20 protein-coding genes and 1 pseudogene are annotated in these 25094 nt (G+C 71.8%); 13 read left to right on the plus strand and 8 right to left on the minus strand.

Annotation, left to right across the window (positions count from 1 at the left end; translation table 11 throughout):
- Positions 1-3: 3 nt before the first annotated feature.
- A complete protein-coding gene (locus ACILSK_RS02510) occupies positions 4-759 on the minus strand; it encodes an HAD-IIA family hydrolase (RefSeq protein WP_395725830.1) in 756 nt (251 codons plus the stop codon).
- Positions 760-924: 165 nt separating this feature from the next.
- Positions 925-2307, minus strand: a pseudogene (glnA, locus tag ACILSK_RS02515) (type I glutamate--ammonia ligase); the annotation flags it as partial.
- A 240-nt stretch (positions 2308-2547) separates the two neighbouring features.
- Here glnA and ACILSK_RS02520 point away from each other — a divergent pair.
- Positions 2548-2979, plus strand: coding sequence for an RDD family protein (locus tag ACILSK_RS02520; RefSeq protein ID WP_395725541.1), 432 nt, complete (start codon positions 2548-2550; stop codon positions 2977-2979).
- A 78-nt stretch (positions 2980-3057) separates the two neighbouring features.
- Complete coding sequence (locus ACILSK_RS02525) at positions 3058-3288, plus strand: hypothetical protein (RefSeq protein ID WP_395725542.1); 231 nt, start codon at positions 3058-3060, stop codon at positions 3286-3288.
- Between the two features lie 15 nt (positions 3289-3303).
- Here ACILSK_RS02525 and ACILSK_RS02530 read toward each other — a convergent pair whose 3' ends face one another.
- The 4 genes from ACILSK_RS02530 to lipB form a co-directional block, all read right to left on the minus strand.
- A complete protein-coding gene (locus ACILSK_RS02530) occupies positions 3304-4065 on the minus strand; it encodes a DUF4191 domain-containing protein (protein ID WP_395725543.1) in 762 nt (253 codons plus the stop codon).
- A gap of 36 nt (positions 4066-4101) precedes the next feature.
- A complete protein-coding gene (lipA, locus tag ACILSK_RS02535) occupies positions 4102-5070 on the minus strand; it encodes a lipoyl synthase (protein WP_395725544.1) in 969 nt (322 codons plus the stop codon).
- Positions 5067-6206: a hypothetical protein gene (locus ACILSK_RS02540; RefSeq protein ID WP_395725545.1), complete on the minus strand. Its 1140-nt coding sequence runs from the start codon at positions 6204-6206 to the stop codon at positions 5067-5069. The genes lipA and ACILSK_RS02540 overlap by 4 nt, the downstream gene beginning before the upstream one ends.
- Positions 6207-6393: 187 nt before the next feature.
- Positions 6394-7137, minus strand: coding sequence for a lipoyl(octanoyl) transferase LipB (gene lipB, locus ACILSK_RS02545; RefSeq protein WP_395725546.1), 744 nt, complete (start codon positions 7135-7137; stop codon positions 6394-6396).
- Between the two features lie 105 nt (positions 7138-7242).
- Here lipB and ACILSK_RS02550 point away from each other — a divergent pair, with 105 nt between their 5' ends.
- From ACILSK_RS02550 to ACILSK_RS02570, 5 genes are all read left to right on the plus strand, one after another.
- Positions 7243-8811: a protein kinase domain-containing protein gene (locus ACILSK_RS02550; RefSeq protein ID WP_395725547.1), complete on the plus strand. Its 1569-nt coding sequence runs from the start codon at positions 7243-7245 to the stop codon at positions 8809-8811.
- 90 nt (positions 8812-8901) lie between these two features.
- Positions 8902-10041: an exonuclease SbcCD subunit D gene (locus tag ACILSK_RS02555; protein WP_395725548.1), complete on the plus strand. Its 1140-nt coding sequence runs from the start codon at positions 8902-8904 to the stop codon at positions 10039-10041.
- A complete protein-coding gene (locus ACILSK_RS02560) occupies positions 10038-13049 on the plus strand; it encodes an AAA family ATPase (protein WP_395725549.1) in 3012 nt (1003 codons plus the stop codon). The genes ACILSK_RS02555 and ACILSK_RS02560 overlap by 4 nt, the downstream gene beginning before the upstream one ends.
- The gene (locus ACILSK_RS02565) at positions 13037-13381 is read left to right on the plus strand and encodes a hypothetical protein (RefSeq protein WP_395725550.1); all 345 of its coding nucleotides are present in this window, start codon (positions 13037-13039) and stop codon (positions 13379-13381) included. The genes ACILSK_RS02560 and ACILSK_RS02565 overlap by 13 nt, the downstream gene beginning before the upstream one ends.
- Before the next feature lie 106 nt (positions 13382-13487).
- On the plus strand, positions 13488-14870 hold the full coding sequence (locus ACILSK_RS02570) for a glycine--tRNA ligase (protein WP_395725551.1): 1383 nt from the start codon (positions 13488-13490) through the stop codon (positions 14868-14870).
- Between the two features lie 10 nt (positions 14871-14880).
- Here ACILSK_RS02570 and ACILSK_RS02575 read toward each other — a convergent pair whose 3' ends face one another.
- Positions 14881-15567, minus strand: coding sequence for a hypothetical protein (locus tag ACILSK_RS02575; protein ID WP_395725552.1), 687 nt, complete (start codon positions 15565-15567; stop codon positions 14881-14883).
- A 104-nt stretch (positions 15568-15671) separates the two neighbouring features.
- On the opposite strand from ACILSK_RS02575, the gene ACILSK_RS02580 reads away from it, so the two are divergent.
- Positions 15672-17228 carry a DUF6777 domain-containing protein gene (locus tag ACILSK_RS02580; RefSeq protein WP_395725553.1) on the plus strand — a complete coding sequence of 519 codons (1557 nt, stop codon included), beginning with the start codon at positions 15672-15674 and terminating at the stop codon, positions 17226-17228.
- 67 nt (positions 17229-17295) lie between these two features.
- Positions 17296-18858 carry a DUF6777 domain-containing protein gene (locus ACILSK_RS02585; protein WP_395725554.1) on the plus strand — a complete coding sequence of 521 codons (1563 nt, stop codon included), beginning with the start codon at positions 17296-17298 and terminating at the stop codon, positions 18856-18858.
- A 19-nt stretch (positions 18859-18877) separates the two neighbouring features.
- Here the strand turns inward: ACILSK_RS02585 and ACILSK_RS02590 are convergent, their stop codons facing one another.
- On the minus strand, positions 18878-20461 hold the full coding sequence (locus ACILSK_RS02590; protein ID WP_395725555.1) for a M1 family metallopeptidase: 1584 nt from the start codon (positions 20459-20461) through the stop codon (positions 18878-18880).
- 67 nt (positions 20462-20528) lie between these two features.
- Between ACILSK_RS02590 and ACILSK_RS02595 the strand changes: the two genes are divergently transcribed.
- Genes ACILSK_RS02595 through ACILSK_RS02610 form a run of 4 tightly spaced genes read left to right on the plus strand, consistent with a single transcriptional unit; the run spans position 20529 to position 25085 of the window.
- Complete coding sequence (locus tag ACILSK_RS02595) at positions 20529-21146, plus strand: YdcF family protein (RefSeq protein WP_395725556.1); 618 nt, start codon at positions 20529-20531, stop codon at positions 21144-21146.
- The gene (locus ACILSK_RS02600; protein WP_395725557.1) at positions 21146-22417 is read left to right on the plus strand and encodes a deoxyguanosinetriphosphate triphosphohydrolase; all 1272 of its coding nucleotides are present in this window, start codon (positions 21146-21148) and stop codon (positions 22415-22417) included. The genes ACILSK_RS02595 and ACILSK_RS02600 overlap by 1 nt, the downstream gene beginning before the upstream one ends.
- Before the next feature lie 56 nt (positions 22418-22473).
- The gene (gene dnaG, locus ACILSK_RS02605; RefSeq protein ID WP_395725558.1) at positions 22474-24495 is read left to right on the plus strand and encodes a DNA primase; all 2022 of its coding nucleotides are present in this window, start codon (positions 22474-22476) and stop codon (positions 24493-24495) included.
- Complete coding sequence (locus tag ACILSK_RS02610; RefSeq protein WP_395725559.1) at positions 24492-25085, plus strand: hypothetical protein; 594 nt, start codon at positions 24492-24494, stop codon at positions 25083-25085. The genes dnaG and ACILSK_RS02610 overlap by 4 nt, the downstream gene beginning before the upstream one ends.
- Positions 25086-25094: the final 9 nt, after the last annotated feature.

Below are 25094 nucleotides of genomic sequence, written 5' to 3' on the forward strand. Positions count from 1 at the left end.
CGCTCAGTCCTTCGCCAGGTGGTCCGGGTCGATGTCGGCGACGCTGTCGTAGACGAACGTCGGCCGGTACGGGAACCCGTTCACCGTCCCCGCGTCGGACACGCCGGACAGCACCAGGCAGGTGCGCATGCCGGCCTCCAGACCGCCGACCACGTCGGTGTCCATCCGGTCGCCGATCATGACGCAGTCGCCGGCCGGCACGCCGAGCATCTCCCGGGCGTAGATCATCATCAGCGAGTTCGGCTTGCCCACCACGTACGGCTTCATCCCGGTCGCCGCCTCGATCGAGGCGAGCAGCACACCGGCGGCCGGTTCGGTGCCGCCCTCCACCGGGTCCACCATGTCCGGGTTGGTGCCGATGAACCGGGCGCCGTTGCCGATCAGCTTGGCCGCCTTGCGCAGCTGCGGAAAGGCGAACCCGGACGTCTTGCCCACCACCACATAGTCGGGATCGCTGTCGGTGATGGAATAGCCGACCTTGTAGAGCTCCGCGGACAGGGCGCCGCCGCCGATCACGTAGGCGGTGCCGTGCGGGCGCTGCGAATGCAGGAACTGGGCGGTGGCCATCGCCGAGGTGATGAAGTTCTGCTCGGTCAACCCGCGGAAGCCCAGCCCGTCCAGCTTGCGGACCAGGTCCAGTGGGGTCTGTTCCGAGTTGTTGGTGAGGAACACCAAGCCGATGCCGCGGTCGCGCAGCCGGTCGATGAACTCCTGGGCGCCGGGTACGGCCTGCTTGCCCCGGTAGATCACCCCGTCCATGTCCGAGATGATGCCGAGCTGGCGTCCCACGTCTGCCTCCTGGTGGCCTCGGTCTCTGAATCGTTTCCGACACTATCGAGGCGGCGGCCGCGGCGCGCGGGCCGAAGGTCCCGATCCGGGGCACGACCCGGGAAACGGCGGCGCCCCCGAATCCGGTCGGGATTCGGGGCGCAGGCGGATGGCGTCGATCTCCTCGCGCTTGAGGTTGATCCACATCTCGATCAGGTCGTCGGTGAACACGCCACCCTCGAGCAGGTAGTCGTGGTCCTGCTCCAACCGGTCGATGACCGCGGCCAGCGACGACGGCACCTGCGGGATGTTCGCGGCCTCGTCCGGCGGCAGCTCGTAGAGATCCTTGTCGACCGGCGCCGGCGGCTCGATCTTGTTCTTGATGCCGTCCAGGCCGGCCATCATCATCGCGGAGAAGGCCAGGTACGGGTTGGACGACGGGTCGGGGCAGCGGAACTCGAGCCGCTTGGCCTTCGCGTTGGTGCCGGTCAGCGGGATGCGGATGCAGGCCGAGCGGTTCCGGGCCGAGTAGACCAGGTTCACCGGGGCCTCGTAGCCGGGCACCAGGCGGTGGTAGGAGTTCACCGTCGGGTTGGTGAAGGCCAGCAACGACGGCGCGTGGTGCAGCAGACCACCGATGTAGTAGCGGGCCAGGTCCGACAGCCCGCCATAGCCGGCCTCGTCGTAGAACAGCGGCTTGCCGCCCTGCCAGATCGACTGGTGCGCGTGCATGCCGGAGCCGTTGTCGCCGAACAGTGGCTTGGGCATGAAGGTGGCGGTCTTGCCGGCGGCCCACGCGGTGTTCTTGATGATGTACTTGAACAGCATCACCTCGTCGGCGGAGGCCAGCAGGGTGTTGAACTTGTAGTTGATCTCGGCCTGCCCGCCGGTGCCCACCTCGTGGTGACCCCGCTCGACCTCGAAGCCCATCGAGATGAGGTTCGCCGTCATGTCCTCGCGCAGGTCGGCCTGGTGGTCGTACGGCGGGACGGGGAAGTAGCCACCCTTGAACCGGGTCTTGTAGCCCAGGTTCGGCTGCTCGTCGCGGCCGGTGTTCCAGTAGCCCTCTTCCGAGTCGACCTTGTAGAAGGCGCCGTTCGGGGTGGTGCCGTAGCGCACGTCGTCGAAGACGTAGAACTCGGCCTCGGCGCCGAAGTAACAGGTGTCGCCGATGCCCGTGCTGGCCAGGTACTCCTCGGCCTTACGGGCCACGTTGCGCGGGTCGCGCGAATACGGCTGCAGGGTCAGCGGGTCGTGCACGAAGAAGTTGCAGGTCATCGTCTTGCGCCGGCGGAACGGGTCGACCCGCGCAGTCGTCACGTCGGGCAACAGCGTCATGTCCGACTCGTGGATCGACTGGAAGCCGCGAATGGAGGAGCCGTCGAACGCCATGCCTCCCGCCAGCGACTTCTCGGTCACCGTCGCGGCCGGAACCGTGAGGTGGTTCATCACGCCGGGCAGATCGCAGAACCGGATGTCGAAGACCTCGACATCGTTGTCCGAGATGTACTTGACCAGCTCTTCGGTGGTGGAGAACACGCACGCGCTCCTTGCTGTCGGTGGACAACCCCAGTCGGTGGACAACCTGTCGCAGGGACGGTACAACCCTTCCCTGCATCCCGGGCGTCGGGTCCGGCGGACCGGTCGATGCCCGCCGCGAGCAGTGCTGAACGCGCCGGCCCCGTCGCCATGCCTGCGCCACGCTAAGCAGGTGCTGTTGCCACCGGGTCTCGCCCAGGTTTCGCCGGGGTTACGTGGGCGAATGCCTAGGCTGGAGCAATGACGACGACCAACGACCCGGCCGAGCAGGCCTATCCGGGGCGGGCGCTGGGTCTGCCCGAGGAGGGGGTGGGTTCCGTCGCCTCCATGGGGGCCCGGGTCGGCGCGTTCCTGATCGACATCGTGCTGTCGGCCCTGGCGGCCTGGTGGATCACCGCGCCCGAGGCCCCACGGAACACCAGCCTGCTGGTCTGGGTGGTCATGACGGTCGTGACGGTCGGGCTGTTCGGCATCACCCCCGGTCAGGCGGCCCTGGGCATCCGGGTGGTGCCGATGGACAAGGACCGGGAACGAGTGCGCGCCTTCGTGGGCCTCTGGGCGATCCCGCGCACCGCGCTGATCTTCCTGATCGTGCCGCCGCTGCTGCTCGACGCGAACGGTCGGGGACTGCACGACCGGCTGTGCCGCACCGTGGTGCTGCGGATCCGGTAGGCCGGCCGGCCACATGTGTCGGGACGGGCCGGCGCGGGTACGAACCTGGGACCCCACCGACCCGAAAGGCACTCACCGATGACGGCCGACCTGCCCGCGAAGAATTCCGACCATGACGCTCACGAGGGGCCGGACACGGCCGGCAAGACAGTTCTCGACGGCCCCGCGCTGGAGAACGAACAGATGCGCCGGGGGACCGAGGACCTGAGATCCAGTCAGGACAAGACCGCCCAGGCCCGTGAATTCGCCGACGACGTGGCGCGCACGACCGAACCGGAACCGCCGGCCCGCCCGGGCGACGAATCCTGACGGGTCGGCCCGGGGTCAGCGCTTGCGCATGGCGCGCTGCATGTTGCGCTGCTTGACCCCGGCCGGCATGGGGCCCTTGGGCAGCCCGCCCTGCGTCTTGGCGGCCAGCACGGCCAGCCGGTTGTCCAGGTCGCCGACCATGGCCGCGGGAATGTTGCGCGGCAGCTTCATGATCGCCGGGGCGAGCTTGCGCAGCGTGGTCTCGCCCTCCTCGTTCCCGACGATGAAGTCGTAGATCGGGGTGTCGCCGACGACCCGGGCGACCTTCTTCTTCTCCTGCGCCAGCATCGGCTTGACGCGGTGCGGGGCGCCCTCGCCGACCAGGATGATGCCCGGCCGGCCGATCACCCGGTGCACGGCGTCCAGGTAGGTGTTGCCGGTCACCGCCGGGGTCACCCGCCAGGTGCCGCGCAGGTTGTTCTGCAGGGCCCAGGCGGCCGCGCCCGGGGTGCCGTCGGCCTGGGCGTAGACACTCTTCTGCACCCGCCGGGAGAAGATGATCATGGCCAGCAATGCGCCGATGACGATGCCCAGCGGCAGCACCATCCACCAGGGCAGGAACCACATCAAGGCCAGGGTGACGATCGCCGCGGTGCCGACCAGCGCGCCGATCATGTAGGGCAGCAGCTTCTTGTCGTTCTTGCGCTGCATCTGGAACGCCTGCCACAGCTGGCTGCGGCGCTCCTTGGCGGCGGCCCTCTTCTCGGACCTGGCCGCCTTCTTCGCTTCCTTCGATGGTTTCGCGGAGGAGCCGGACCCGGCGGCGTTCTTGGCCATGAGAACCAGCTTAGTGCCCGGGGTCCGGCTCGGCGCCTACTCCACCACGGTCGAGAGCTCGGGTTGCCGGGCCCGCTCGCGGGCCGTCCGGGCCTCGGCCCCCTGCCGGTACAGCGTGCCGGCCCGGTAGGAGGACCTGACCAGCGGTCCGGACATCACTCCGGCGAACCCGATGGCCTTCGCCTCCTCAGCGAGTTCGACGAACTCCTGCGGTTTGACCCAGCGCTCGACCGGGTGGTGCCGCGGGGTCGGCCGCAGGTACTGCGTGATCGTCACCAGGTCGCAGCCGGCGTCGTTCATGTCGCGCAGCGCCTGCGAGATCTCCTCGCGGGTCTCGCCCATCCCCAGGATCAGGTTCGACTTGGTCACCATGCCGGCGTCCCGGCCCTGGCTGAGCACGTCGAGCGACCGCTCGTACCGGAACGCGGGGCGGATCGACTTGAAGATCCGCGGGACCGTCTCCAGGTTGTGCGCGAACACCTCGGGCTTGGCCTCGAAGACCTGACTCAGCAACTCCGGATGCCCGGAGAAGTCGGGGGTCAGGATCTCCACCCCCGTCTGCGGGGCGTGCGCATGCACCTGGCGGATCGTCTCGGCGTAGAGCCAGGCGCCCTCGTCCGGCAGATCGTCGCGGGTGACGCCGGTGATCGTGGCGTAGCGCAGATCCATGCTGCGGATCGACTCCGCGACCCGGCGGGGCTCGTCCCGATCGAGTTCGCCGGGCTTGCCGGTGTCGATCAGGCAGAAGTCGCACCGACGGGTGCACTGGTCACCGCCGATGAGGAAGGTGGCCTCCCGGTCCTCCCAGCACTCGTAGATGTTCGGGCAGCCGGCCTCCTGGCAGACGGTGTGCAGACCCTCGCGCTTGACCAGGGTCTGCAACCGCTCGAACTCCGGACCGGTGCGCATCCGGGTCTTGATCCACTCGGGCTTCTTCTCGATCGGCGTGGCGGCGTTCCGCACCTCCAGCCGCAGCAGCTTCCGGCCCTCGGGAGCAATCGTCACGGTGTATCCCCCGCCTTCTTCCGGGCCGCTTCCTTGGCCGCCTCGGCCTGCTCGGCGGCGGCCTTCTTGACGGCCTCGCGCGCCTTGTCGGCCGCGTCGGCGAGATTCTGGGCGCCGGTGCTCGCCTTGCCCGCCGCCTTGTCGGCGGCGGTGGAGACCGAGGTGGCGGCGGAATCGGCGGCCGACGCGGTCGCGTCCGCCGCCTTGTCGGCCGCGTCGGCGATCTTGTCCGCAGCCGCGGGAGCCTTGTCGGACACGGCGTCCGCGGCCTTGTCGGCCTTGTCAGCTGCCTTGTCCGCGGCCGCACCGACGGCGTCCTTCGCGGTCTCGACCGCGTCGGCGGCCTTGTCGGCGACGGTGTTCGCGGCGGCCGCCGCCTTGTCCTTGGCGGTGTCCACGGCGTCGGCGGCCTTGTCCTTGGCAGCGTCCACGGCGTCGGCGGCCTTGTCCTTCGCCGTTGCCGCCGCATCCGCGGCCTTGTCCAGCGGGCTCGCCGCCGGCTTGCTGGGCGGGGTGTAGGTGGGGGCGGGCGCGTTGTCCGGCGGCGGGGTCCCGCCCGAGCGCAGCTTGGAAAACGCGTACGCGCCGCCGCCGGCGACCGCGCCGATGATCAGCAGATTGCGCACCCGGTGGGACTTCTTGCCGGACTTGGCTTCGGCCTTGGCCGCCGCCTTGTTCGCCGACTTGCTGGCCTTGGCCGCCTGCACGCTGGCCGCGGTCAGCGCCTGCGCCAACGTCGCCTGCCCCTTCTCCTGGACGACCTGGGCGACGTCGGCCACCTGGGACCGGCCCTTCTTGGCCTGCTTCGCGGCCTTGGCCTGGGCGATCTTGGCCTGCTGGGCGGCTTTGGCCTGGGCGATCTTGGCCTGCTTCGAGGCGGTGGCGGCGGCCTTCTTGCTCGACTTCTTGGCGGTGCGGCGGGCCCGGCGGCCGAGCTTGACCGCGGTCTCCTCGAGCTGCTCGCCGGCCTTCTCCACATACGGCGTGGCGGCGTGCGCAGCCTCACCGGCCAGGGCGGCGGCCTTGCTGGCCGCATCGTGGGTCACATCGGCCACCTTGTCGGCGACCAATTCCGCGATCTCGCCGGCCTTCGCGGCCAGATCCTGCGCGGCGGACCGCCGGGTGCTCCTGCTCATCAGAACTCCTCATCGTTGAACGGCGCGCCCCACGGAACCGGGGCAGGTCGCCGAGGCGGCGAGCCCACGGTCCGGGTTCCCCGCCCCCACTGTCCCCACACGGTCCGACCGGGCCGAACGCAGGGCCACGGTGACCGTCGGCTCGCAGAGATCATTGTTCCATCTCGTGGATGGGCACGCCCCCTGGTCAGCGACCGGCCGGGCCGGCCAGCAGCGGATCCAGCCGCCAGTCCACGCCGGACGCCGGTGGGGGCGCCGGTTCGCGTTCTTCCGGCAGGTGGGTGTCGAGGGTGCCGTCGAATCCCTGCCGGAGCCGGTGCTCAACCACCCCGACCACGTCGTCGACGGTGACCCGGCGGCCGAGCTCGATGCTCAGCGAGGTCACCCCGGCGTCGGTGATGCCGCAGGGCACGATGCGGTCGAACCAGGTCAGGTCGGGGTCGCAGTTGAGGGCGAAGCCGTGCACCGTCACGTTGCGGGCGACCCGCACCCCGATGGCGGCGACCTTGCGATCGGGCCGGCCGCCGTCCGCGGGGAGCCAGACGCCACTGCGCCCGGCCACCCGGATCGTCGCCAGGCCCAGGTCGCCGCACGCGCTGACCAGGATGTGTTCCAGCAGCCGGATGTAGGCGACCAGATCGACCGGGGTGGCCAGTTTGACGATCGGATATCCGACCAGCTGCCCGGGGCCGTGCCAGGTGATCCGGCCGCCCCGATCGACGTCGACCACCGGGGTGCCGTCGTTGGGCCGGTCGGCCGGGCGGGTTCGTTTGCCCGCCGTGTAGACCGGCGGGTGCTCCAGCAGCAGCACGGTGTCCGGGCCGGTGCCGGCCACCCGGGCGGTGGCCAGGTCGCGTTGACGCTGCCACGCCTGCTCGTACTCGACCACGCCGCACCGTTCGATGCGGACCGGGTCCGTGTCCTCACGCATGGGGCGACGGTACGCCGGGCCGGGTTGCGCACGCATCGCGCCACCCCCACCTGCAGAATGTGGACAACTCCGGGCAGGGGGCGGTCCAGGCCCTAGCGTGGGGTCATGGGATTCGCGATCGGCGCCTACCGGGCGGTCGAGCACCTCGGCGGTGGCGGCTCCGGTCATCGGGTGTCGCCGTTCTGGCGCGCCGAGGACACTCGCACGCTCGAGGACGTGGCCCTGGCCGTCCTGCCGGTGGAATCGGCCGAGTCCGTCCGGGACCTCATTGATTCGGCCGGCGTCATCCGCCATCCCCACCTGCTGCCGGTCTCGGACGTCGTCGAGGACCAGACCCGGGTCGCGTTGGTCAGCCCGTGGCCGCGCGGTGGCCGGCTGACCGAACTGGTCCGCCGGCGCGGCCCGCTGTCGGTCGGTGAGACGGTCACCGTGCTGCTGCCGGTGGCCGCCGCGCTCGCCGACCTGCACCGGGAACGAGTGCGGCACGGCTGGGTCTGCCCCGAGGCGATCTGGTTCGACGCGCGCGGCCGGCCGTTGCTGGGGCCGACGGCGGTGAGTCTGGCGGTGGCGGACGTCGCCGGACCGGTCGCCCTGGGGTGCGCGGACGTCGCGCCCGAGGTGTTCCGGCAGGCCCGGTCCGGCGCGCCGGGGACGTCGGCGGACGTCTTCTCGCTCGGGTCGGTCGCGCTGTTCGCGATGACCGGTCGGTCGGCCTGGCCGGCCGACGAACCCGCGGACGTGCTCGTCCAGTCGGCCGCCGGGCAGTGGCCCGATCCGCCCGACGACGCCGGCTCGGCCGAGCTCGTCTCGTTGGTCCGGTCGATGCTGCGGATCGATCCGGCCGCCCGCCCCACCGCCGACGTGGTGGTCGGCCGGTTGTCGGCCGGTGGCCTCGGGGATCCGGCGCCGATCCGCCTCGGGTCCGGACCCTGCCCGACCCCGGCGTCGTCGAAGCGGTGGCGAGGCTGGGCCGGTCGGGCCGATGCCGAGCCGATCGGGGCCGCCGCCCCGGACGCGGCCGAGTCCGGGATGCCGCCTCCCGGCGATGGCCCGTCTGGCGGGCAGGTCCCCGGCGATGGTCCGTCCGATGTCTCGGCCGCGGACGCGGCGGGCGTGTCCGCCGGACCGGGCGCGCGCGGGGAACCGGCGCCCGGCCGCCGGCGGGGGCCGTTGGCCCGGTTGCTGGTCGCCGTGCTGACCGGGCTCCTGCTGACCGTGCTGGTCGCCCAGGTGGGTCAGTGGGTGGCCGATCCTCCCACCGACTCGGCGGACTCGGCCGGCCCGGCGGCGTCCACCGACTGGGCGCGGGTCGTCACCGATCTCGACCTGGCGCGCAGCCGGGCCCTGGCGGCGGGCGACCCGGTCCTGCTGGACCAGGTGTACCTGCCCGGCTCGGCCGCCGGGGCCGCCGACGCCAGCATGGTCGCGGGGCTCGCGGACCGGGGGCTGCGGGTCGTCGATGGACGGCACGATCTGGTCAGCGTCGAGGTCCTGGACCCCGACGGGACGGACGGCACCCGGCTGGCGGTGGTCGACCTGCTGGCCGCCCGCCCGGTGTTGGACGGCTCGGGGCGGCAGGTGGCCGCCACGACCGGCCGCGGCGAGCAGCGACGGGTCCTGGTGCTCGCCGCGACCGACGACGGCTACCGGATCCGCGCCATCGAGCCGGGCTGAGCCGGCCCAGGCCCGGCCGATCCGGGACCGGGTGGGCACCTGCGCGAGTCGTGCGGCGTCACTGTCGTACCCCACTCCTACGGTTTGCTCATGCGGCTGCTGCACACTTCCGACTGGCACCTGGGCCGAACGTTCCACGGGCAGAACCTGCTCGCCGATCAGGAGGCGGTGCTGACCGCGCTGGCCGACCTGGCCATCGAGCACCGGGTCGATGCGGTGCTGATCTCCGGTGATCTCTACGACCGTGCGGTGCCGTCGCCGGACGCGGTGCAGGCGGCCTCGCGGATCCTGTCGAGGATCGGCGCCGCCGGCGTCACGGTGGTGGCGATCGCGGGCAATCACGACTCCGCGCCCCGGCTGGGCGCCTTCACCGACTTCCTGGCCGCCGGCGGCCTACATCTGGGAACCACGGCCGATGGCGTCGGCCGTCCGGTCGTGGTGGGCGACCCGGACGGCGACGTCGTCGTGTACCCGGTGCCGTTCCTGGAACCCGACCTGGTGCGGTCCCGGTGGGACCTGCCGGCCGGGTCCGGCCACCAGCAGGTGCTGGCCCGGGCGATGGACCGGGTGCGGGCGGACCTGGCCGCCCGGCCGCCCGGCACCAGGTCGATCGTGCTGGCGCACGCGTTCGTGGTCGGCGGGCTGGCCGCCGGCTCGGAACGGTCGATCGCGGTCGGCGGCGTGGAGGCGGTCAGTGCGGACGTCTTCGGCGGGATCGATTACGTCGCGCTCGGGCACCTGCACCGCAGCCAGGTGGTCGGCGAACGGATCCGCTACTCGGGATCGCCGCTGCCCTACTCCTTCGCCGAGGCGGCGCAGTCGAAGGGTGTCTGGCTGGTCGATCTGGCCGCGGACGGGGCAGTGCAGGCGACCCGGTTGGCACTGCCGCAGATTCGCCGGATGGTGTCGGTGCGCGGCCGGCTGGCCGAGATCCTGGACACCGACCCCGACCTCGCGGACGCCTTCCTGTCGGTGGAACTGACCGACGAGGACCGGCCGGTCGATCCGATGCGCCGGCTCCGGGAGATCTTCCCGCACACCCTGGTCGCCACCTGGGTCGGCGACCCGGCCGCGGCGGCGGTGCCGCCCCGGGCCGGGATCGCGGCCGGCGCGGGTGATGACGATGGCCTGGTGCTCGACTTCCTGCGGGACGCATGGGGACGCCCGCCGGCGCCCGACGAACGGGCGCTCGTCGACGAGGCGCTGACGGCGCTGCGGGCGACGGCATGAGGATCCATCGGCTGGAGCTCACCGCATTCGGACCGTTCGCCGGCACCGAATCGATCGACCTGGACGCGGTGGGGGCGGACGGGTTGTTCCTGGTGCACGGCGACACCGGCGCCGGCAAGACGTCGCTGCTGGACGCCGTCGCCTTTGCCCTGTTCGGGCGGGTGCCGGGCGCCCGCAACGACGCCCGGCGGCTCCGGTGCGACCGCGCGCCCGCGCACGTGGTCACCACAGTGCGGCTGGTGGCCACTGTGGGCGGCCACCGGGTCGAGATCATCCGCCGGCCGGAATACCTGCGGCCGAAGGCCCGCGGAACCGGCAGCACCCTGCAACGGGGAAAGGTCTCCCTGCGTTGGCTCGACCCCGCACCGGCCGGCGCCCGTGCCCGGATCGAGGGCCTGACCAGGGTGGACGAGGTCGGCGATGCCGTCATCGATCTGCTCGGCATGTCGGCCGAGCAGTTCTTCCAGGTGGTGCTGCTACCGCAGGGCGACTTCGCCCGGTTCCTGAGGGCCGATACCGCCGACCGCGGTGACCTGCTGGCCCGGCTGTTCGGCGCCGATCGGTTCGACCGGGTCGAGGACTGGTTCGTGCAGGCCCGGCGGGCGTCCGGGCAGCAGCTGCGGGAGTGCGAGGACCGGGTGCGGGAGATGACCGCCCGGGTGGCCGAGGCGGCGCGTGTCGAGCCTGCCCCGAACCCCGACCCCGGATGGCTGGCCGACCTGCGGGACGGCCTCGCCGATCGCTCGGCGCTGGCCGCGCAGGACGCGGTCCGGGCGGCTGCCCGCCGGGACGGCTCAGCGGCGGCGCTCCGCACGGCGTCCGATCGAGCCGCCCGGGTGGGCCGGCTGCGGGAGATCCGCGCCCGCCGGCGGGAGCTGGATCGGGCCGCCGGAGCGATCGAGCGGGACCGGCAACGATTGGCCGCGCACACCCGCGCCGGACCGGTGGTCGCCGCGACCCGCGCGCTGTCGGCGGCCCAGGAGGTGCAGCGGGTTCGTCGACGGCACCGAGCGGCGGCCGAGGAGCGGCTGCAGGAACTCGCAGCGGCCGGGGCCGAGAGCGACCGGCTGAACCTGGGCATGCTGTCCGGTGACGTGGTGGCCATCCGATCCGCGGCCGGCGCCGACCGGGAGCAGGCCGGATCGCTGATCCCGCTGGTCGGGGAGGCCGCCGAGCAGGCCCTTGATCAGGCGGCGCTCGCCGCCGCGCGGCGCCGGCATCACCGGGACGAGGCGGCCGCGGTGGAGGTCGAGCAGCGGTTGGCGGCGTTGCCGCCCCGCCTGGCCGAACTGGACCGTCGGGTCGTCGAGTCCCGCTCCGCGGGCGATCGCCTGCCCGCGGCGCGCTCGGCACTGGCTGCGGCGCAGGACGTCCGGGACGCGACGGAGTCCGTTCCGGGGCTTCGGGACGCCGCGGCGGGCGCGGCGCGGGCGGCCGCCGCGGCCACCGACCGGCACCAGGCCGCGGTCGACGAGCGGCAGCGGCTGGTGCAGCGGCGGATCGACGGGATGGCGGCCGAACTGGCCAACGCCCTCGCCGGGGGCGGGGCCTGCCCGGTATGCGGCAGCGTCGACCATCCGTCCCCGGCGACAGTGGGCGCGTCCCCGGTGGGCGCGGAGACCGTCGCGGCGGCCCACCGGGCGGAGCAACGCACGGCCGCCGCCCGCGAGCAGGCCGCCGCCCGGCGGTGGACCGCCGACGCTGCGCTGGCCGACGCGGAGCGGGTCGGCGCCGGGTCGACCTCCGCCGCCGCGGAATCGGCCGTGCAGGACCGGCTGGCCCTGGTGAACCGGCTCGCCGCGATGGCGGGCAACCTCGACGCGCTGATCGGCCTGCGGGAGGCGGCGGCCAAGGCGCTGTTCGAGCAGGAGCTGCGCCGGGACGAACTCGGCACCCTGGTTGCCGCCGGGACCGCCGAGATCGCCTCGTTGACCGCTCGCATCGAGCAGCGAGGCGTCCGGTTGCACCGGGTGCGGGCGGGTCACCGTTCGATTCAGGACCGACGCGACTACCTGCTGCGTCGGGCGTGCGCCCTGGACGCGATGGCGGAGTCGTCGGCGGCGCTGGCCGAGGCGACCGATCAGGTGGAACGGGCGTCGGCGGCGGTCGTCGAGATGCTCGCCACGTCCGGATTCCCCACCGTCGCTGCGGCGGCCGAGGCGGCCGAGATCGACGCCCCCGCGCTGGCCGAGCGGATCCGCGCGGTCGAGGTGGAGGCGGCCGCACTGCTGGCCCAGGAGGCGGACCCGGAGCTGGTCGGTCTGGACGAACACGAACGCATCGACCTGGCCGGGCCGGCAGCGACGGCGGAGACGGACCGGGTGCGCGCCGAGCGGCTGCATCTTCAGGCCCGGGCGCTGGACGACCGGGTGAGGCAGGTAGCGACCGCGGCGACCCGGCTGCTGGCGGCGTGGCGGGCCGCCGACCCCGTTCGAACCCGCGATCGGCAGGTCGCCGCACTGACCGAGGTGATGCTGGGCCGTGGTGCCAACCGGCTCGGGATGAGCCTGCGCACGTACGTGCTCGCGCACCGCCTCGCGCAGGTCGCCGCGGCGGCCACCGACCGGCTCACCCGCATGTCGGCCGGCCGGTACTCGTTCGTGCACAGCACCGAACGGGAGGCCCGTGGCCGGGCCGGCGGTCTGGGCCTGGACATCATGGACGGGTGGTCGGGCCTGGTCCGCCCGGCCAAGACGCTGTCCGGCGGCGAATCGTTCGTCGCCTCGCTGGCCCTCGCCCTCGGCCTCGCCGACGTGGTCGCCGCCGAGGCGGGTGGCCGGCAACTCGACACCCTTTTCGTGGACGAGGGTTTCGGCAGTCTGGACCCGGAGGCCCTGGATCTGGCGATGGCCACCCTCGATGAGTTGCGGGCCGGCGGCCGGACCATCGGGGTGGTGTCGCACGTGGACGAGCTCCGGCTGCGGATCCCGCGGCAGATCAAGGTCGGCCGAAGCCCGCAGGGGTCGACGACCGAGGTGCTCGGGATCGGATCGCCGTGTTCCTGCTGATCGCCCACTTCGAGGACGGCGGGTCGGCCGGGCCGGCCGGGCCGGCCGAACCGGCGGGCTCGACCGAGGCGGTGGGGCTGCTGGGGGAGCAGCCGGCCACCCGGTCGCTGCGCTGGGCCCGGTCGACCGAGGAGCCGCATCGCTGGGTGTTGGTGGCGGAGTTCGACACGGCCGCCGACTTCCGTCGCGCCCAGTCGCCGTTCCCGGTGCGGGCCGCGTTGATCCCGTGGCTGGCCGGGGCCGCGTCGTCGGCCGCGTTCGAGGTCGTCTCCGCCGCCGACCGAGCCGTCTGGTCCGCGCCGGAGGTGATCGTCGACGATCCCGGCCGGTGAGACCAGTAGGCTCAGCGGCTGTTGACCGACCCGGCGGAAGCCACCGACCGGGACATCGCCGGGCCACCGTTGATGGTGACCCGACCCGCACCACAGGAGTTTGCACGTGGCCGCCGACCGCATCGACGCCGTTGTCTCCCTCGCCAAGCGCCGGGGTTTCGTCTACCCCAGTGGCGAGATCTACGGCGGCACCCGGTCGGCGTGGGACTACGGCCCGCTGGGCGTCGAGCTCAAGGACAACGTCAAGCGGCAGTGGTGGAACGCGATGATCCGCTCCCGCGACGACATCGTCGGGCTCGACTCGTCGGTGATCCTGCCCCGACAGGTCTGGGTGGCCTCCGGGCACGTGGCCGCGTTCGTCGACCCGCTGGTCGAGTGCCTGTCCTGCCATCACCGGTTCCGGGCCGACCACCTCGAGGAGTCCTACCAGGAGAAGAAGGGCCGGGCGCCGGAGAACGGCATGGCCGACATCGTCTGCCCCAACTGCGGCACCCGCGGCTCCTGGACCGAGCCCAAGGAGTTCAACGGCCTGCTCAAGACCTACCTCGGACCGGTCGAGGACGAGTCCGGCCTGCACTACCTGCGCCCGGAGACCGCGCAGGGCATCTTCGTCAACTACAACAACGTCGCCGCGTCGTCCCGCAAGAAGCCGCCGTTCGGCATTGGGCAGATCGGCAAGTCGTTCCGCAACGAGATCACCCCGGGCAACTTCATCTTCCGCACCCGCGAGTTCGAGCAGATGGAAATGGAGTTCTTCGTCAAGCCGGGGACCGACGAGGAATGGCACCAGTACTGGATCGACACCCGGACCGACTGGTATGTGGATCTGGGTATTGCGCGGGACAACCTGCGTCAGTACGAGCATCCCCAGGAGAAGCTGTCCCACTATTCCAAGCGGACGGTGGACATCGAGTACCGCTTCCATTTCCAGGGCAGCGAATGGGGCGAGTTGGAGGGCATCGCCAACCGCACCGATTTCGATCTCAAGACGCATTCCGAGCATTCCGGTGTCGAGTTGTCCTACTTCGAGCAGGAGACCGGCGAGCGGTGGACCCCGTACGTCATCGAGCCGGCGGCCGGCGTCGGCCGGCCGATGATGGCGTTCCTGTTGGAGGCCTACGCCGAGGACGAGGCGCCGAACACCAAGGGTGGGGTGGACAAGCGGACGGTGCTGCGGCTGGACCCGCGGCTCGCGCCGGTCAAGGCGGCGGTGCTCCCGCTGTCCCGCCACGCCGACCTGTCGCCGGTGGCCCGTGACCTGGCCGCGTCGCTGCGCAAGAGCTGGAACGTCGACTTCGACGACGCCGGTCAGATCGGCCGGCGCTACCGGCGGCAGGACGAGATCGGCACGCCGTTCTGTATCACCGTCGACTTCGACACCGCCACCGATCAGGCCGTCACCATCCGCGACCGCGATTCGATGACGCAGGAACGGGTCTCGCTCGACCAGGTGCAGTCCTACCTCGGTGGGCGGCTCACCGGCTGCTGACGCCGGTGGCCTACGGAGCGGCCCGCTCGGCCGGGAGCGGGTTGCCCTGCGGGTCCAGACCCCGCTTCTTGTTGACGTAGTCGATGCCCTCGGCCGTCTCGGCCGGCGTCCAGATCTGCGGCCCACTCTCGTTGATGATGCCGTCGGGGCTGCCTGTGCCGGCGATCCAGGCCGCCTTGGCGAAGTGCGCGCAATTGCGGTACAGGAGCTGGTAGTAACTGCCCTCCCAGGCGTTGACCACGTTCAGCACCCGCAGGAACCGGTCCCGGCTCATCGTCTCCTTCTGCCGGTGCATCTGCTGCCCGTCGTGCCCGTCCGGGGACATCAGCTCGCCGGGACCACCGGTCGGCAGGATCCCCCAGGTGCCCGGCCAAAAGCCCACCGAGCGCTTCCGCCCCTTGCCCCCGACCTCTTTCACGTCGACCCAGGCGTGCCCGATCACGTCATCGGTCATCGCGTTGAGGCCCATCTCGTACGACTCGACCGGCTTGTCGTTCCACGCTCCGAGGTCCATCGTGGCGGACCGCTGGAGTGGGGTCTGCTCCGGTCCCGACCGTCGTGGTGCCGACAGCGCCCGGACGACCGCCTGGTTGCCGGCGGCCCGCTGCATTGCCAGTACGGCGTGTTCGGGCGATGCACCGGTGAGTGACGGGGTGCCGGGACGGGGCGTCGGGGCCGGCCGCCGGTGCTGCTGCATGGGCCGACGGTAGGCATCCGGTCCCGACACCGTCAACGGGATTCACGCATCGTGATTTCAGGCTCGGCCTTGCGGCCACGACGTCCCGGATGGACGATTCGTCCGTGACTGTGCGCACTCGTTGGCTCATCGTGGTGGGCGTCGTGGTCCTGGTGGCCGGGATCGTCGGTGGGGTGGTGTGGGTGCGGCGGGCGCGGCCGGAGGCGGCGCCGGTGACGGTGGTGTTGCAGGCGGCGACGGATCCGGGGGTTGATTCGTTCGTGCCGGTGGTGTCGAGCCGGCCGGTGGCGCCGGCGTTGCCGCCGTCGGGTGTGGCTGCGGGGGTGACGGTGACGGTGGATGCGGACAGTGGGGTGCGGGTGGTGTCGGGGACGACGGATCGGTTGTATGCGGGGGTGAGGTCGGGCAGTCCGGAGTTGTACGGGGGTTCGGGGAGTTTGTCGGCGTGTGATCCGGCGGCGATCGCGGAGTTTCTGGCGGCGCATCCGGAGAAGGCGGCGGCGTGGGCGGGGGTGCGGGGGATCGGTTCGGATGCGATTCCTGGGTATTTGGGCAGTCTGACGCCGGTGGTGTTGGTGCATGACACGGTGGTGACGAATCACGGTTTTGCGGGGGGTGCGGCGACGGCGTTCGTGTCGGTGTTGCAGGCGGGGACGGCGGTGTTGGTGGATGCGACGGGGTTGCCGGTGGTGCGGTGTGCGTGTGGGAATCCGTTGTCGGCGCCGCCGCGGGTGGATCTGAGTGCGGTGGATGTGCAGGGTGCGCGGTGGGACGGTTTCGACCCGGCCGCGGCGGTGACGGTGGTGCCGGGGTCGGCGGTGGCGCAGTTCGTGGTGGTGGACGTGGCGACCGGGCAGGACGTCACGGTCACCGCCGGGCCGGGGGCGGCCCCGTCAACGACCGCGCCATCGTCCACAACCCCGACCTCATCCGTCGCGGCACCGGCCGACCAGTGCATCCTGGAGCTGGCGTGGCCGGCGGGCGGCCCCGGCTGGATCGAGTCGCCGGAGGGCAACCTCACCTGCCAGGAGATGATCGACCAGTGGCGGCGGTACGAGCAATGGCCGGGTGAGCGCGGCGGCTCCCAACAATGGGTGACCTTCGATGACGGCTGGACCTGCACAGTCACTCTGGCCAGCGAAACAACCTCCGCTGTCGGTCATTGCGGCCAGAGTGACGATCGTCGATTCGCGGTTTATCAGGGACCCCCCGGAGTGCTGACGACGGTAGCGACGACGACCGCCCCATCGACGGCGTCAAGGACCACGGATCCGCCGAGTCCGGCCGCCGTCCAGCCAACACCAACGCCGGCCGCGACCGCCGACATGTTGCTCACGCCGTCGGGGAACATCATTTGCTCAAACCGCAATGTGCAGTTCGGCTGCGCGATCAAACAGTTCGACTTCGCCTTCGATGTGAATTCGGAATCCTGTTACGGGCCCCGCTGGGCGATCGTCGAGCTGGGCACGACTGGAATGCCCGTGGCGTCGTCGTGTTCGGGTGACTTCTTCGTCACCCCGGCGATGCCTGAGCCGACGCCGTACGGGTCGACGGTCAGGTTCGGTGACATCAGCTGTGATGTCCAGGAGACCGGCTTGACCTGTACGAACCTGGACGGTCACGGGTTCACGCTCTCGCGTGCGGCGTACCGCCTGTTCTGACCAGTGGTCCCGGAGTGTGCAAAGCGGAACGGGCGCAATGCGCCCAGTGTGTCGGTTGGAGTTGGGGATGATGAGTAGGCGTTCGCGTTGGTGGCTGGCGGGGGTCGTGGTCGTGGTCCTGGTGGCCGGGATCGTCGGTGGGGTGGTGTGGGTGCGGCGGGCGCGGCCGGAGGCGGCGCCGGTGACGGTGGTGTTGCAGGCGGCGACGGATCCGGGGGTTGATTCGTTCGTGCCGGTGGTGTCGAGCCGGCCGGTGGCGCCGGCGTTGCCGCCGTCGGGTGTGGCTGCGGGGGTGACGGTGACGGTGGATGCGGACAGTGGGGTGCGGGTGGTGTCGGGGACGACGGATCGGTTGTATGCGGGGGTGAGGTCGGGCAGTCCGGAGTTGTACGGGGGTTCGGGGAGTTTGTCGGCGTGTGATCCGGCGGCGATCGCGGAGTTTCTGGCGGCGCATCCGGAGAAGGCGGCGGCGTGGGCGGGGGTGCGGGGGATCGGTTCGGATGCGATTCCTGGGTATTTGGGCAGTCTGACGCCGGTGGTGTTGGTGCATGACACGGTGGTGACGAATCACGGTTTTGCGGGGGGTGCGGCGACGGCGTTCGTGTCGGTGTTGCAGGCGGGGACGGCGGTGTTGGTGGATGCGACGGGGTTGCCGGTGGTGCGGTGTGCGTGTGGGAATCCGTTGTCGGCGCCGCCGCGGGTGGATCTGAGTGCGGTGGATGTGCAGGGTGCGCGGTGGGATGGTTATGACCCGGCCGCGGCGGTGACGGTGGTGCCGGGGTCGGCGGTGGCGCAGTTCGTGGTGGTGGACGTGGTCACCGGGCAGGACGTCACCGTGGCAGTAGGGCCGAGGGCGTCGGCGACGACCTCCGCGCTTTCGGTGTCGGCAACGGCGACCCCGGCCGCGCACGCCGGTCCGTGCACATTTGCTCTCACCTGGCCTGATGCGGGTCCTGGATGGATTGATCCGCTTGGCGGCGACCTCACGTGCCAACAGATGATCGACCAGTGGCGCCGGTACGAGCAGTGGACCGGAGAACGCGGCGGCTCCCTGCAACTGGTCGACTTCGGCGACGGGTGGAACTGCCGCAACTCCCATCTCGAGCAGAACCAGTGGCCGCTCGCGGTCGGTCTGTGCGCGTCGGGAAATATCGGCTTCAGGGTCCAGAAGGGTGTACCGAGCAGCGCCGGCGTGTCCGCTGCGGGGACACCGACCTCCGCCGCCGCGAGTGCCCCGACACCGGTGTCTGCCACCGGGTCCGTCGAATCGTCTCCCGGGCAGCCAGCAGCGAGTGCCGTCAGCGACGTGCTGATCACTCCGTCGGGCAACATCGAGTGCGCGGTGCGGAACGGTCAGTTCGCCTGCACGATCAAGGAATTCAACGGTGACCTGGGCGATGAGCGGTGCCCCGGCAAGCGGGGCGCGATCGTCCGGCTGGATCCGACCGGACCAATTCACGTTTCGTCCTGTCAAGGCGACTTCTTCGATGGCATCTCCTGGCCGGCGCCCACTCCCTACGGGACGACGACCAAGCTGGGTGACATCACCTGCGACGTCGAGGAGACGGGTCTGACCTGCACCAACCTGGACGGCCACACCTTCACGCTGTCCCGGGCCGGCCTGCGGTGACCCCGCGGCGGGGGAGCGTTCAGTTGCCCAGGGTGCCCGGGTACAGGTACTGCGGGTCGGGGATCTTCTTGCCACGGAACCAGGCGTCGATGAACGCGGTGTAGTCCTGGCCGGTCGACTGGTTGACGAACGTCTCGAAGTCGTCGAACGAGGCATTCTTGCCGCCGTAGGTCGCGGGCCAATCCTTGAGGATCTTGAAGAATGCGTCGTCGCCGATCTCGCGGCGGAGCGCGTGCAGGGCGACCGGCCCCTTGTCGTAGACCCGGGTGAACTCCTTGCCCGGGCCCATGTCGACCAGCGGCGAGGCCCAGAACGCGGTGTTCGTCGGCGAGTTGGCCATGATCCTCTTCCAGTACCGGTCGAGATCGGCGCCGTTGACCTTCTCCTGGTAGAGCCAGGTGGCGTAGGAGGCAAAGCACTCGTTGAGGCAGATGTCGGCCCACCGTTCGACGGTGACGTCGTCGCCGTACCACTGGTGCGCCAGCTCGTGCACCACGGTGTCCAGGTCGTCGACGCCCGCGGTGTACACCGGGCGGGTCGCGGTTTCCAGCGCGAACCCGGTGCTGGACCCGATGAAGATGCCGCCGGCCGCCGGCATCGGGTAGTCCCCGAAAAAGCCGGACAGCACGTCGATCACCGCACTGGTCTGTCGGGCCAGGTCGGCGGCGCCCGCCGGCGCGTCCGGGCCGATCGCGGACAGCACCGGCCGGCCGTCGGACAGGGTGCCGTCGACGGTGGTGAACTTGTCGATGTAGATCGTGTCCAGGTACGGGGCCACCGGCACGTCCAGCACCCAGCTGCTGGTGGTCATCCCGGCCGGGGCGGGCGGCACGTCCGTCTTCGGTACGCCGTTGGAGATCACGTTCCAGCCCTGCGGAACGGTGGCGGTCACCGCGAAAGTGGCCGTGTCGGCCGGATGCTCGTTGACCGGGAACCAGGTGGACGCGCCGGTCGGCTCGCCCGCGACGAAGGCGCCCCCGGATTCGGTCCGGTACCAGCCGCCGTCGCCGAGGTCGGCGGTGCCGCCGCTGACGACATCGGGCGAGCCCGCGTAGCTCACCGAGACCGTCAGCGGCGAGGCCGCGGCCAACGCCGACGCGGGGGTGATGACCAGCTCGGCATTCTGCTGGTCGAACGTTGCCGCGGCGTCGTTGACGGTGACCGCGCTGACCGTGAGGTTCGGCTGCAGATCCAGGTTGAACCGGCTCAGGCCCTGCTCCGAGGTGACCGAGCCGGTGATCGTGGTGGTCGCGGCCAGCGCGTTCGTCGGTGGGTCGTAGGTCAGATTCACGTCGTAGTGGTCGACCTGGTACCCGCCGTTCCCGGCGGTCGGATAGTAGGGGTCGCCGATGCCGTCCGAACCGACGGTGCCGCCCGAGCCGCCCGTGGCTGACGCGGACGCCGGCCCGGGCGTGGTGGACGGCACCGTGATGCCCGGGGCGTCCGACGACGATCCGGCGGACGTCGGCGGCGTCGACCGGCTCGGCGCGACTGCATCGCCCGCCGTCGGGGTGCCACCCACCTGCGAACAGGACGAAACGGAGACGGCGGTCACCAGGGCGAGGGCGAGGGCCGCGGAGGCTCGGCGGCGCGACGTCGGCATGCTCCGCACCGTACAAGCGCGCCCCGTCTGATCGGGGTGAGCCACCCCGGCCTGGCATGATCACCGCGTGCGGACGCTGCTGCGCTACCTGGGCGGGACCGCGCTGGTCGGGCTGCTGGTGGTCGCCGGAACCTGGGTGCGGGTCGGTCAGATCGGTGCCGAGGACATGACGGCGAGCAGCGGGGTCGACGCGATCGTCGTCCTCGGCGCCGCCCAGTACGACGGCGACCCCTCGCCGGTGTTCCGCGCCCGTCTCGACCGGGCCGCGCGGCTCTACCGGGACGGGGTGGCCCCGCACATCGTCACGATCGGCGGCGGGCAGCCCGCCGACCGCACCACCGAGGGGCAGGCCGGGGTCGACTACCTGGCCGCCGCCGGGATCGAGGAATCCGCGCTGACCGCGGTCGGCGCCGGGTCCGACACCCTGGCCAGCCTGCGCGCGGCGGAACCGGTCCTCGCCGGCCACGGCTGGACGTCCGTGGTGCTCGTCACCGATCCCGCGCATTCCGCCCGGTCCGCGCTGATGGCCCGCGACCTGGGCTGGACGGTGCAGACCGCGCCGGTCCGGGACGGCCCGGCCGTGCGCGCCGACGTGCAGACCGAGTACCGGCTGCGGGAGACGCTCGGGGTGCTCTACTACCGCGTCACCGGCGGCCCCTCCGGCATCAGCGCGACGGTGTTCTGATGGCCGCTCGCACCGACCTGCTGCCGGCCGGCTACGGTCCGGCGGATCTGGACCGGCTGCTGGACGAGTCGCCGAAGACGGCCGCGCTGCCCGGCGCCGCGGACGCCGGCGGACGCAGCCCGTTCACCCGGGATCGGGCGAGGGTGTTGCACTCCAAGTCGTTCCGCCGGCTGGCCGGCAAGACTCAGGTCGTCGCCCCCGACGAGGAAGGGGTGCCGCGGACCCGGCTGACCCACTCGCTGGAGGTCGCGCAGATTGCCCGGGAGATCGGCGCCCAGTTGGGCTGCGACGCCGATCTGGTCGACCTGGCCGGGCTGGCTCACGACATCGGCCATCCTCCGTTCGGGCACAACGGAGAGGTGGCGCTGGACCGGGTCGGTCTGGCCGCCGGCGGGTTCGAGGCGAACGCGCAGAACCTGCGGCTGCTGTCCCGGCTGGAACCCAAGATCGTCACTGCCGACGGCCGGGCGGGCGGGTTGAACCTGACCCGGGCCGCGCTGGACGCGGTGATCAAGTACCCCTGGCCGCGGCCGGCCGGCGGCGGCAAGTTCGGTGTGTATCGCGACGAGCGAGCGGTCTTCGACTGGGTGCGGGCGCCGGCCCCCGGCAGCCGGCGCTGCCTGGAGGCCCAGGTGATGGACTGGGCCGACGACGTCGCCTACTCGGTGCACGACGTCGAGGACGGTTTGGGATCCGGCCGGATCGACCTGGCCCGGCTGGCCGACCCGGATGAGCGGGATGCGGTGTGCGCGGCGGCCGCCCCGTACTCCGACGAGTCCTTCGCTGATCTGCGTACCGTGCTCGACGATCTGTTGGCCCTGCCTGCGGTCGCGGTGAGCCGCCGGTATCCGCCCGGACCCGTCGCCGACGCCGCCGTCAAGTCGATGACCAGCGAGCTGACCGGCCGGTTCTGCACGGGCGCCATCGCGGCCACCCGGACGGCCGCCGGCGCCGGCGTCCTGCTGCGGTATCGCGCCGACCTGCAGGTCCCGCGGTTGCTGCGGGCGGAGGTGGCGCTGCTCAAGGCGGTCGCCGGCCGGTACGTGATGGCCGATCCCAGCCGGATCCGGAAGCAGCAGCGCGAGCAGCAGGTGCTCACGGAGCTGGTGTCGGCGACGGCCGAGCGGGGCCCCGACGAGCTCGACCCGCAGTTCGCCGGGGAGTACCGGCGGGCCACGGACGACGCGGCGCGGCTGCGGATCGTGCTCGATCAGGTCAGCCTGCTCACCGACGCGCAGGCGCTGGCCCGGCATCAGCGGCTCTGCGGGTGATCGGACGGACTGTGGACAAGTCCGGGGCGGGTGCGCGACGGACCTAGACTCGCCTGGTGGCCGGACGGATCTCAGACGCTGACCGGGAGAAGGTCCGGGATGCCAGCCGCATCGAGCAGGTGGTCGGCGAGTACGTCGCCCTGCGCAACGCCGGCGGCGGAAACCTCAAGGGGTTGTGCCCCTTCCACGACGAGAAAACCCCGTCGTTCCAGGTCAGCCCGGCCCGCGGGTTCTATCACTGCTTCGGCTGCGGCAAGGGCGGCGACGTCTTCTCCTTCCTGCAGGAGATCGACCACCTGACGTTCAACGAGGCGGTGCAGGCCCTGGCCGACCGGGCCGGCATCACGCTCACGATGGTGGAGGGCGGCACGTCGACCCGGGCCGAACGCGGCACCCGGTCCCGGTTGCTCGCCGCGAACAAGGCGGCGGCCGCCTACTACGCCGACCAGCTGGCCACCGCGGGTGCGCAGGTGGCGCGGGACTTCCTGGCCGAACGCGGTTTCGACCTGGCCGCGGCCGCCCACTTCGGCTGCGGGTACGCGCCCGACGGCTGGGATGACCTGGTCAAGGCGTTGACCGCGCAAGGATTCTCGGTCGACGAGCTGTACAAGGCGGGGCTGGCCCGGCCGGGCCAGCGGGGGCCGATCGACCAGTTCCATCGCCGGCTGCTGTGGTCGATCCGGGACGCCGCCGGCGACGTGGTCGGGTTCGGTGCCCGCCGCCTGTTCGACGACGACCGGATCCAGGCCAAGTACCTGAACACGTCGGAGACCCAGCTGTACAAGAAGTCCCAGGTGCTGTTCGGCCTCGATCTGGCCAAACGGGACATCATGAAGCAGCGGCAGGTCGTCGTCGTCGAGGGCTACACCGACGTGATGGCCATGCACCTGGCCGGCATCACCACCGCGGTCGCCTCCTGCGGCACGGCCTTCGGCGACGAGCACATCACCGTGCTGCGCCGCTACCTGCTGGACACCCAGGCCGGCCCCGGCGGGATCCGGGCCAAGGACGGCACCGTCGTCTACACCTTCGACGGGGACGCCGCCGGGCAGCAGGCCGCGCTCAAGGCGTTCGAATCCGATCAGCGGTTCGCCGCCAACACCTTCGTGGCCGTCGAGCCGGGCGGCATGGACCCCTGCGAGCTGCGGCAGGCCCGGGGCGACGAGGCGCTGCGGGAGCTGGTCGGGTCGGCGAAGAACCTGTTCGAGTTCGCTATTCAACAGTCGGTCGAGCGTTTCAACCTGGAGACCGCCGAGGGGGAGTACGGCGCACTCAACGCCGGCATCCCGCTGGTCGCCCGGATCAAGGACGACATCCTGCGCGACCGGTTCGCCAAGACGCTGGCCCTGCACGCCGGCACCGACATCGACGAGACCCGGATGCGGGTGCGTCGGGCGGCGCAGACGCGGGCCCGGACCACCGACGGCGGCGACCGGCGCCGATCCGACCAGCGACCAGATCCGCGAGCGGCCCGGCGGCCCGAAGCGGGTCCGGGCGACCATGGCCCGGAGCCGGAACCGCCGGAACCACCGGCCGAGTCATCTCCGGAGTCGGCGCCGCCGGAAGGCGGCTGGCCCGATCCCCGGGACCGCGAGTTGAAGGCCGAGCGGGAGGCGCTCAAGCTGGCCCTGCAGCAGCCGGCCCTGGTCGCCGGCGGCTACGGGATGCTCGGGCCGGAGATGTTCCGCGCCCCGGCCTACGCCCGGGTGCACCAGGCGATCGAGGCCGCCGGCGGTCCCCGGGGCGAGCGCACCGGGCCGCCGTGGGTGGACGACGTGCGCGGCGAGCTGCCGGAGGGCCGGCTGCGGTCGCTGGTCACCGAGCTGGCCGTGGAACGGCCGGAGTGGCTGACCGACGACGTCGACGCGCACTACGCCGGCGGCATCATCGCCCGGCTGGCCGAACGGCAGGCCAAGCGGCAGGAGCTTCAGCTGCGGTCGGCGCTGCAGCGGGCGGAGGCGTCCGGCGACCGGGATCAGGCCCGCGCGCTCAATGCCGATCTGCTGGAGTTCACCCGGTACCGGCTCGCGCTGACCCAGCGGGCCGCCGCGATCGACCAGGCCTGGGCGCAATCGTGAGCCCGGCCCTGTTCCGGCGCCGCCAGCCGTTGCCCGCCGCCCTGCGCTCGGCCCTCGACGCGGACGAACGGATCAACGTCACCGCCCCCTGCGACGACGGCCGGCTGCTCGCGGTCAGCCGGTTCGGCCTGTGGGTGGTGCCCGGACCGGTCACCGCGGACGGTCCGGCCGCCGCGCTCCCGATGGAGGCCGTCGACGGAGTCGCCGGGCCGGCCCAGCGGATCGGCTGGGAGCTGGTCGCCCGGGCCCGGCTCACCGCTCGGGTGCTGTCGGTGATCCCCACGCGGGTCGCCGGCAGCCTGCCGGACGGCGTGGACGTGCTGGTGGACGAGCCGGAGCTGGTGTTCGGGCTGGCCACCCGTAGCGGGCTCACCGACGTGGTGCATCAGCGGGTGCGCCGGTCGGTCGCCGCGAGCCGGCACCTGCCCTACCCGGGTGCCGGCGGCTGGGTGGTGCTGCGACGGGTTCCCGGCCGCGACGGTCTGAGCCGGCAGGTCCGGCTGGACCCAGGCGCGGACGCCGACGTTCCCGGCTTCGCCGCCGCCGTCGTCGCGGTGGCCGACGAACTCGCCGACACCGTCCCGTCCTAGACTCGACGG

Origin of the sequence: Nakamurella sp., assembly GCF_044224575.1 — a bacterium.
GTDB lineage: Bacteria > Actinomycetota > Actinomycetes > Mycobacteriales > Nakamurellaceae > Nakamurella.

Coding starts and splice junctions, on each gene's coding strand:
- ACILSK_RS02560 (WP_395725549.1), top strand. CDS start 10,038: ATGAGGATCCATCGGCTGGAGCTCACCGCATTCGGACCGTTCGCCGGC.
- ACILSK_RS02575 (WP_395725552.1), bottom strand. CDS start 15,567: ATGCAGCAGCACCGGCGGCCGGCCCCGACGCCCCGTCCCGGCACCCCG.
- ACILSK_RS02520 (WP_395725541.1), top strand. CDS start 2,548: ATGACGACGACCAACGACCCGGCCGAGCAGGCCTATCCGGGGCGGGCG.
- ACILSK_RS02510 (WP_395725830.1), bottom strand. CDS start 759: ATGGACGGGGTGATCTACCGGGGCAAGCAGGCCGTACCCGGCGCCCAG.
- lipB (WP_395725546.1), bottom strand. CDS start 7,137: ATGCGTGAGGACACGGACCCGGTCCGCATCGAACGGTGCGGCGTGGTC.
- ACILSK_RS02600 (WP_395725557.1), top strand. CDS start 21,146: ATGGCCGCTCGCACCGACCTGCTGCCGGCCGGCTACGGTCCGGCGGAT.
- ACILSK_RS02525 (WP_395725542.1), top strand. CDS start 3,058: ATGACGGCCGACCTGCCCGCGAAGAATTCCGACCATGACGCTCACGAG.
- ACILSK_RS02585 (WP_395725554.1), top strand. CDS start 17,296: ATGATGAGTAGGCGTTCGCGTTGGTGGCTGGCGGGGGTCGTGGTCGTG.
- ACILSK_RS02555 (WP_395725548.1), top strand. CDS start 8,902: ATGCGGCTGCTGCACACTTCCGACTGGCACCTGGGCCGAACGTTCCAC.
- ACILSK_RS02550 (WP_395725547.1), top strand. CDS start 7,243: ATGGGATTCGCGATCGGCGCCTACCGGGCGGTCGAGCACCTCGGCGGT.
- ACILSK_RS02590 (WP_395725555.1), bottom strand. CDS start 20,461: ATGCCGACGTCGCGCCGCCGAGCCTCCGCGGCCCTCGCCCTCGCCCTG.
- ACILSK_RS02540 (WP_395725545.1), bottom strand. CDS start 6,206: ATGAGCAGGAGCACCCGGCGGTCCGCCGCGCAGGATCTGGCCGCGAAG.
- ACILSK_RS02530 (WP_395725543.1), bottom strand. CDS start 4,065: ATGGCCAAGAACGCCGCCGGGTCCGGCTCCTCCGCGAAACCATCGAAG.